The organism is Bradyrhizobium sp. UFLA05-125, assembly GCF_059803515.1.
Map to the genome: position 1 here is coordinate 90785 of NZ_JBANBJ010000028.1, position 7388 is coordinate 98172.

At 64.2% G+C, this 7388-nt stretch carries 10 protein-coding genes; 6 read left to right on the forward strand and 4 right to left on the reverse strand.

Annotated elements, in window-relative coordinates; all coding sequences use genetic code 11:
* Positions 1 to 32 precede the first annotated feature (32 nt).
* Both SO156_RS23830 and SO156_RS23835 read right to left on the reverse strand, forming a co-directional pair.
* Positions 33 to 761 (reverse strand): glutathione S-transferase family protein, encoded by a 729-nt coding sequence (locus SO156_RS23830; protein WP_498536448.1) that lies wholly within the window; start codon positions 759 to 761, stop codon positions 33 to 35.
* Positions 762 to 799: 38 nt separating this feature from the next.
* Positions 800 to 1063 carry a hypothetical protein gene (locus SO156_RS23835; protein WP_458145650.1) on the reverse strand — a complete coding sequence of 88 codons (264 nt, stop codon included), beginning with the start codon at positions 1061 to 1063 and terminating at the stop codon, positions 800 to 802.
* Positions 1064 to 1176: 113 nt separating this feature from the next.
* Here SO156_RS23835 and SO156_RS23840 point away from each other — a divergent pair, with 113 nt between their 5' ends.
* Together SO156_RS23840 and SO156_RS23845 are read left to right on the forward strand one after the other, a co-directional pair.
* A complete protein-coding gene (locus SO156_RS23840; protein WP_498536449.1) occupies positions 1177 to 1875 on the forward strand; it encodes a helix-turn-helix transcriptional regulator in 699 nt (232 codons plus the stop codon).
* 5 nt (positions 1876 to 1880) lie between these two features.
* Positions 1881 to 2207, forward strand: coding sequence for a YkgJ family cysteine cluster protein (locus SO156_RS23845; protein WP_458145648.1), 327 nt, complete (start codon positions 1881 to 1883; stop codon positions 2205 to 2207).
* A gap of 101 nt (positions 2208 to 2308) precedes the next feature.
* On the opposite strand, the gene SO156_RS23850 is transcribed toward SO156_RS23845, so the two are convergent.
* Together SO156_RS23850 and SO156_RS23855 are read right to left on the reverse strand one after the other, a co-directional pair.
* A complete protein-coding gene (locus SO156_RS23850; RefSeq protein WP_458145647.1) occupies positions 2309 to 2707 on the reverse strand; it encodes a hypothetical protein in 399 nt (132 codons plus the stop codon).
* Positions 2708 to 2834: 127 nt separating this feature from the next.
* On the reverse strand, positions 2835 to 3182 hold the full coding sequence (locus SO156_RS23855) for a DUF3307 domain-containing protein (RefSeq protein ID WP_458145743.1): 348 nt from the start codon (positions 3180 to 3182) through the stop codon (positions 2835 to 2837).
* Positions 3183 to 3579: 397 nt separating this feature from the next.
* Between SO156_RS23855 and SO156_RS23860 the strand changes: the two genes are divergently transcribed.
* The 4 genes from SO156_RS23860 to SO156_RS23875 all read left to right on the forward strand — a co-directional run.
* Complete coding sequence (locus tag SO156_RS23860; RefSeq protein WP_498536450.1) at positions 3580 to 5076, forward strand: TAXI family TRAP transporter solute-binding subunit; 1497 nt, start codon at positions 3580 to 3582, stop codon at positions 5074 to 5076.
* A 109-nt stretch (positions 5077 to 5185) separates the two neighbouring features.
* Positions 5186 to 5404, forward strand: a complete 219-nt coding sequence (locus tag SO156_RS23865) for a hypothetical protein (RefSeq protein ID WP_458145645.1) — start codon at positions 5186 to 5188, stop codon at positions 5402 to 5404.
* Positions 5405 to 5563: 159 nt separating this feature from the next.
* Positions 5564 to 6673 carry a cyclic nucleotide-gated ion channel gene (locus SO156_RS23870; RefSeq protein WP_458145644.1) on the forward strand — a complete coding sequence of 370 codons (1110 nt, stop codon included), beginning with the start codon at positions 5564 to 5566 and terminating at the stop codon, positions 6671 to 6673.
* Between the two features lie 12 nt (positions 6674 to 6685).
* Positions 6686 to 7388 (forward strand): enoyl-CoA hydratase/isomerase family protein (locus SO156_RS23875; protein WP_498536451.1); only part of this gene is annotated, 703 nt, incomplete at its 3' end.

The following is a 7388-nucleotide window of genomic DNA, read 5'->3' on the forward strand; positions in this document are numbered from 1 at the left end:
CGCGTCTGCGGAAGCACTTTGACCTACATGCGCTACGCCGCCTCCCGCAGCTTCGTCCATGCGAAATCCGGATAGTACTGATCCATCATGCGGTCGACATAGGCGGTGAGGTTCGGAAACTCTTCCGCCCGCTCGCGCAGCTTGGATTCGAAGAACGGCGTCAGGATTCCGCCGAGCGCGCCGAAGGCCGTGGCGTCGACGCCTGAAGACCTGTTGCCCATCAGATAGGCCTTGTCGCCGAGCTGCACGGACAGCGCGAACAGCGAGCGCACGGCGAGATCGACGTCGTCATCGGGTGCATGCCGACCGAGACCCGACAGCAGGTAGTTCTCGGCGACGCGGAATTGCGCGTCCTCGCGCAGCTTCTCGCGGTTGTGCTCCGGCGCGCCGTCGAAGAAATGCGCAGGGCCCTTGGCGAAATTGACCGGGTCCACCCAGCGCGCGCCGACCAGCCCCCAATAGACGTGATGCTCGATCATGCGCTCGAAGGCCCAGGCCTGCGCGCGTTCCTGCAACGACAGGCCGGCGTCGAAGTCGAAACCATAGCGGCGCTCGATATGCGCCCGAATGAAGGTGGAATCGGCGACCGCTTCGCCGTCATCGTCAATGAACGGCAGCTGCCCCTTGGGCGAAGCGGGCGGCATCGCCCGCTCCTTCCGATAGGGCAGTCCTGCCATTTTCAACTGCACCTCCGTCTTGGTGACGAAGGGGCTGATTTCCGGCAGGCCGAAGCCGACGCCAAAGCCGTAAAGCGTGATCATGCAAATTGCTCCTGATCCCCCGAAAGAGTTGTTGGAACCTAACGACTGGCTGCTGCCACCATGGTGGCAGCAGCCGTGATATGCTGCGCGAAACGGGCCCCCTGCCAGGCGCGGCCCATGACGTGGCGAACCACGGCTTCCGCAGCCCCGAATAGCGAGCGCGCGATCAGAGCGACGATCGCGAGACGAAGGTCGACGAACATGAGATCGAACGCGCCGAGACGGCCAAGAGTGAAGGTTTGCAGCAAGGCCTGCACCCGCCACAGCGGGCTCGCCTGGCTGAAGGTGGTGGGGAGCATCATGGACAAATCCTCTTCATTCGAAGTGTTGTCCCGGTATAGAACTCCCCTGCTGCCAACATCCTGTCAGCATCCGCGCGTCGGATTTTAAACGGCGCCAAATCGGAAGACGTGTCATGAGACGTGCCGACCGGCTGTTTCAGATCATCCAGGTACTCCGACGCAGCCGCAAACCACAGACGGCAGACGCGATCGCGGCCGAGCTCGAGACCTCCAAGCGTACCGTCTATCGGGACATCGCAACGCTGATCGGCCAGCGTGTTCCGATCCGCGGCGAGGCCGGCATGGGCTACATCCTCGAAAAGGGCTTTGACCTGCCGCCTTTGATGCTGACACCCGACGAGATCGAAGCGGCGGTGCTGGGAGCGCAATGGGTTGCCGGCCACGCTGACACGGCGCTGGCGCGCGCCGCCGAAGATCTGATGGCGAAGATCGCCGACACCGTGCCCGAGCGCCTGCGTCCCTTCGTGCTGGAGCCGGCAAGCCGCGCGCGGCCGAGCTGGAATCGTGAACCCGACCGCATGGACATGGTGCGCACGCGCACGCAAATTCATGAGGGCAAGAAGATCACCCTGCGCTATCGCGACGAGCAGGGCCGCGACAGCCAGCGCACGATCTGGCCGATTGCGGTCGGCTATCTCGAGGCCGTGCGGCTGCTCGCAGCCTGGTGCGAGCTGCGCAGCGATTTCCGCAGCTTCCGCACCGACCGTGTGGTGGATGCGACCTATCTCGACGAGAGATATCCGGAGCGGCGCGACGTGCTGCGCGCCAAGTGGCGGCAGAGCCTGGTCTGGGGGCAGCCGAAGGACAATTGAGCGACATGGACCAGAATTCCGCGATCGACCTGTCGCAGCTCTGCCAGGCTTGCGGCGCCTGCTGCGCCTATTCGGCGAACTGGCCGCGCTTCTCGATGGAGAGCGAGGCGGAGCTCGCAGCTATCCCGCAAGCCTTCGTCAACGAGCGGCAATCGGGCATGCGCTGCGACGGCGATCGTTGTTCGGCACTGAAAGGGAAGATCGGCGATGCGACCGCCTGCGGCATCTATGCCGTGCGGCCGGAGGTGTGCCGTACCTGCATGCCGGGCGATGCCGAATGCGCGATGGCGCGGCGGAAGTTCGGACTGCCGGTGATCGAGGTCAGCGTATGATCCGGACCCGAAGGGCCCGCGTCAGCGCAAAGCGTGCAGCGGTTTTCCCTCGCGACAAACGCGGCACGCGTTTGCGCAGAGATCATGCGCCAACAAAGAACTTAAGCCGGAACCGCTTCAGCGAGATCGTCGTCGAGTTCGTCCTCGAGTGGGGCGAGCACCGAAAGCGGTTTGGTCGACAGCGTAATCGGCTTGCGGTTGCCAGACGGCGACGGCGACGCCTTGGTCGTGTTTTCACGCGACAGCGCGTAGAGCGTCGAGCCGACGCGCCCGCCGCTCTCGATCAGTTCGCGCTCCGTGCAGCTTGCGGCAATTGCGACCGCCAGCGAATGCAGGTGGCTGCGGCGATAGCAGAACAAGGCCAGCCTGGCGCGGGCCTCGGGGGCAACACTCTCAACCAGCCTCGGCAGGCCGCTTTCGCTGGCGCGATACATCTCGCCAAGGAGCTCGTCGCGGACCGGGCAGAAATCGCTTTCGTAGGCGTCTCGGCTTGAAAACATTGCGATTCTCCTCGTATGCCGAAGATGCCGCGCAATTCTCTAACGAAAGGTTAACCACACAGGCCGGTAGTGTCCCGGGGTCTTGCGCCTCCTTTCCGAATCGGAACGCGGCCAAAAGCCGGCAGGCTCAGTTCGCCGCCATGAAGATCGACAGCCCAAAACCGGTGAGGTGGTGCAGCGCCTGGTCGACGCCGATCAAGGTCCAGAACCAGGGATGCTCCTGGTTGACGCCGAAATTGGCCGAGACCAACCCCTTGGCCCGATCGACCGTGATGTGGATCGCGAAATCAACCAGGGCGACGAACCAGAATTTAGGCGCGAATATCAGGATCAGCGGCAGCGCAACCGCAAGGTGAACGAGGCAGTGCACCAGGAGCGGCAGAGCCCAGCCGTGCTTCTGGTCCTTGCCGTGCGCCATCCAGGCGGTCTGAAGGACGAAGTCGGCGATGATGTGCTTGAAGGTGAGCAGCAGCATCCAGCCAATGAGCGCTTCGACCGGAACCGCCGATGACATGGGTGGAAACGACAAAGCTGGACGCCCTCATTGAACGTGGAAGAAAAAATAGAGCGTTCAGTGCGACTTCTTCTTGGGCCCGGCCAAATCGCCGAGATCGCGCTTTTATGACATCTCTCGCGGCGGAATGCACCCCGGAAGGAACCGGAAAATCACAAGGTGTGGCCCAACGACGATGGGGACCAATTGCCGGCGCTCCCTCGCAGTAACGTTACCCACGGCTCGAAATTTGCATTCTGCGGCCGGAGAGCTATCATCCCCAAGTAGAGGATTATCGTACTTTTTCAGGCGTTTACGAATTTTCGGGCGGCCTTTGCCGGCAAGCCGGCCGCCACCTGGCAACGGAATAAGGCCAGCCATGAGTGCCGAAGGCCAGATGTCATCGACCGAACAGTCCCCACCGTCGCGCCCGAAGGTCATCAAGACCAATCAGCAGCAGGTCGTGCTCTATGTCGTGCTGACCTTGATCCTGTCGCTGGCCACCGTCTGGGGCGGCCGGGCCATGCTGCGCAATTCGGAGACCCTGATCTTTGCCGTCGGTGACGCCAACAGCGACGAGGCACGCTTCGCCACCAAGCTCGCCGCCGTGCTCAAGAACAATGCCTCGCGGTTCCGGATCAAGATCGTCAACAATCCTGACAACGCCAAGGCGATTGCCCAATTCGACCGCAAGCAGGCCGATCTCGCCATCCTGCGCACCGACGGCAAGGTGCCGCCGCGGGCGCGCGCGCTCGCCCTCCTCGAGCATGATGTGGTGCTGCTGCTCGGCCCCGGCAACAAGAAGGTCAAATCGCTCGCGGAATTGAAAAAGAAGAAGGTCGCGGTGCTCGCCGAGAACGACTCGTCGCTCGCCTTCGTCCGCAGCATTCTCGATGTTCCCGAAACGCCGGACGCCGCGGCACGCGTGCAGATGGCCCCGCAGGGCGTAACGCTGGACAAGCTGCTGGCGCCCGCGAGCGGCTATTCCGCGGTGATCGCCATCGTCCACGCCTCGAAGGCGGTCCGCGACAAGGCCTACGAGCAGGTCGCCAAGCGCGGCGGCTTCACACTGAACGCCATCGACGAGGCCAAGGCGCTGACGCGCAAGATTCCCGGCATTTCCGAGGAGACCTTGACGGCGGGCACGCTGTCGGCCGCGCCGGAGATTCCCGACGACGATCTAGACACGATCGGGCTCGAATGGCTGCTGGTCGCGCAGTCGAAGATGTCGTTGTCCACCGCCGGCGACCTCGCGCGCATCCTCTACGAGAACAAATCCGAGCTCGGCCTCGAAAACGGGTTCGCCACCCGGATCGAGCCGGCCTCCGTCGACAAGGACGCCTTCGTCATGGCGCATCAGGGCGCGGCCGACTACATCAACGACGACACCAAGTCGTTCATGGATAAATACAGCGACATGATGTATCTGGGCGCCGGCGCGCTCAGCGTCATCGGCTCGATCTTCGCGGCGATCTACGCCAAGATCACCAGGATCGCACCGGAGAAGGCCAGCGAGCTGTCCACCGCCATCCTCGACGTCGGCGAGCGCATCGAGCATGCCCATTCGCTCGATGAGCTCGAGTGCCTGGCGGATGAGCTCGAAGCGATCCTGCGCAGAGCCGTGGTGGGACTGAGAGACGGCACCATCAGTACCGACGGGCTCGATACGTTCAAGCTTGGCTATGAATTCGTCCGCGACGATCTCGGCATGCGGCGCGAGCACCTGAAGCGGCACGCAGGCGATGCCGAGAGGCACGCGGACGATGCCGAGAGGCACGCAGGCGATGCAGAGAAGCCTGGCGAGGCCTCGGGGCGCGAAGCCACTGCGCATGACGACACCAACGTGGTGGTGGTGAAGACCGCACACAGCGCATGAGGCCTGGCCTTGCATGCTGACGCGGGGAACCAGCGCGCGCGACCGCGTCGCCGACCGGGAACTGACTTGACCTGCAACCGTTGATCCTCCGCGCAACCGGAGACCGGCCATGCGTGCACTGCTCGTCATCATCCTGCTCGCTATGCTCGCCGGCGTCGGCTATTTCGCCTACTCGGCCATGTCGGTCGACGGTGAGCCGATTCCGACCGAAGGCTACATTGCGCTCGCACTGGGCGCGGGCTTCTCGGTGATCGTCGGCGTCGGCCTCATGGCGCTGCTGTTCTTCTCGAGCCGCCGCGGCTACGACGAGCCGCCGCATTTCAAGTAACGGTCTCGGCGATTTCGGCCCCGTGATTGCGGCTTGCGTGGCGGGCCCCATGAAGCTGTCAGCGTCCTATCGTTGACGGCCCCCGCCGGTGCAGGCACTTTGGCGCGGCAGTCCCAACCGGGACGGGCTAATCCAGCCAACACCGGACCTCAATTCCGTATGTCCAAGCCGTTGATCCCCGCTCTGGCGAAATTCGTGGCCGCGACGGCCGGCCGGAACATGACCACGGCGGCCTATGTCGCGGTCGCGGCCGGCGTCGTGACCATGACGCTGTTGACGGTCAACCCGGCCTACGAAGCCGCGCATCACTGGGTGGACGCCTTGCTGTGGGCGTGCCTGGCCTATTTCGTGTTCGAATGGCTGGTCCGACTGCGCCACATGGCAAGACAGCAGCGGCTGGGGCTCTACGTGCTGTCCTCGAGCGGGCTGGTCGATGCGATCGGGGCGCTCGCCGTGCCGGTCGCGCTTGTGCTTGGCGTCGAGCCCAAGACGGCGTGGCTCCTCAGCGTGCTCTGGGTGCTCAAGGTCGTGCCGGGCATCCCGGGCCTGCGCCAGCTTCGCCGCGTGCTCGTGCTGGAATCGGGGCCGCTGCTCAGCGTGCTCGTGATCTTCCTGATGGTGGTGTTCCTCGCCTCGGTTGCTGAATATTTCCTGGAGCGCGACGTACAGCCCCAGACCTTCGGCAGCGTGCCGTCGGCACTATGGTGGGCGGTGGTAACGCTGACGACGACCGGCTATGGCGACGTCGTGCCGGTCACGCCGCTCGGGCGGATGGTGGCCGCATTGGTGATGATCTCGGGCCTTGGCGTGTTCGGCCTCTGGACCGGTATTCTGGCGACCGGCTTTGCCGCCGAGACGCGGCGCGACAATTTCCTCAAGACCTGGGAGACCGTCAGCAAGGTGCCGTTCTTTGCCGCTCTCGGACCGTCCGCGATCGCCGACGTCACCCATATGCTGCGCACCATGGACCTGCCGGCCCGCACCATGATCATCAGGAAGGGTGCGCAAGGCGACTGCATGTATTTCATCGCCTCCGGCGAGGTCGAAGTCGATCTGCCCGGCAAGAAGGTGGCGCTCGGCGAAGGCGCGTTCTTCGGCGAGATGGCGCTGCTCGGCAACAACGTGCGCGGCGCAAACGTCACGACCATGAAGGTCTCGCGGCTGCTCGTGCTCGACCTCGTCGATTTCCGCGTACTGATGGCACGGCATCCCGATCTCGCCGAGACCATCGATGCCGAAGCCAAACGCCGGGCGCTCGAAAACAAGTAAATGGAGACAGCAATGCCGGATGCGGCCGAGACCGCCAGCACGCCCCTGCTCGACATCGACGGCGCACGTGCCACCATCCGCCTCAACCGTCCGCGGCATCTCAACCGGTTGCAGGCCGAAGATCTCGGCGAGCTCCTGAGGCTGTTCGACCGGATCGAGGCCGATCCCGCCATCCGCGTGCTGGTGCTGACGGGCACCGGACGCGCCTTCTCCGCCGGCTACGATCTCAATTCGGTGGCCGAGCGCGCGGTGAGCGCCAGGGAGCAGCAGAGCGCGGGCTCGGCGTTCGAGGTCGTGGTCGACCGGCTGGAGGATCTCGGCGTGCCCACGATCTGCCGCCTCAACGGCGGCGTCTATGGCGGCTCGACCGACCTTGCGCTCGCCTGCGACTTCCGTATCGGCGCCGACACCGCCGAGATGTTCATGCCGGCTGCACGGCTGGGTCTTCACTACTACACCAGCGGCATCAAGCGTTATGTGACGCGGCTCGGCGTCGACAACGCCAAGATGCTGTTCCTGACCGCGCAGAAAATCAGCGCACCGGAGATGCTGCGTATCGGCTATCTCACCGCCATGGTGGCACCCGAGCTTCTCAACGAGGAAGTCGACAAGCTGGCCAATATCCTCGCCGGCAACGCACCGATCGCAATGCGCGGCATGAAGCGTGCGATCAACGAATTCGCGCGCGGCGCGCTCGACGAGGAGGCCGCAGCCC

What these genes read in the sequence shown, in the direction of transcription:
- SO156_RS23830 (WP_498536448.1), bottom strand. Translation starts at nt 761, where the DNA reads ATGATCACGCTTTACGGCTTTGGCGTCGGCTTCGGCCTGCCGGAAATC.
- SO156_RS23835 (WP_458145650.1), bottom strand. Translation starts at nt 1,063, where the DNA reads ATGATGCTCCCCACCACCTTCAGCCAGGCGAGCCCGCTGTGGCGGGTG.
- SO156_RS23840 (WP_498536449.1), top strand. Translation starts at nt 1,177, where the DNA reads ATGAGACGTGCCGACCGGCTGTTTCAGATCATCCAGGTACTCCGACGC.
- SO156_RS23845 (WP_458145648.1), top strand. Translation starts at nt 1,881, where the DNA reads ATGGACCAGAATTCCGCGATCGACCTGTCGCAGCTCTGCCAGGCTTGC.
- SO156_RS23850 (WP_458145647.1), bottom strand. Translation starts at nt 2,707, where the DNA reads ATGTTTTCAAGCCGAGACGCCTACGAAAGCGATTTCTGCCCGGTCCGC.
- SO156_RS23855 (WP_458145743.1), bottom strand. Translation starts at nt 3,182, where the DNA reads ATGCTGCTGCTCACCTTCAAGCACATCATCGCCGACTTCGTCCTTCAG.
- SO156_RS23860 (WP_498536450.1), top strand. Translation starts at nt 3,580, where the DNA reads ATGAGTGCCGAAGGCCAGATGTCATCGACCGAACAGTCCCCACCGTCG.
- SO156_RS23865 (WP_458145645.1), top strand. Translation starts at nt 5,186, where the DNA reads ATGCGTGCACTGCTCGTCATCATCCTGCTCGCTATGCTCGCCGGCGTC.
- SO156_RS23870 (WP_458145644.1), top strand. Translation starts at nt 5,564, where the DNA reads ATGTCCAAGCCGTTGATCCCCGCTCTGGCGAAATTCGTGGCCGCGACG.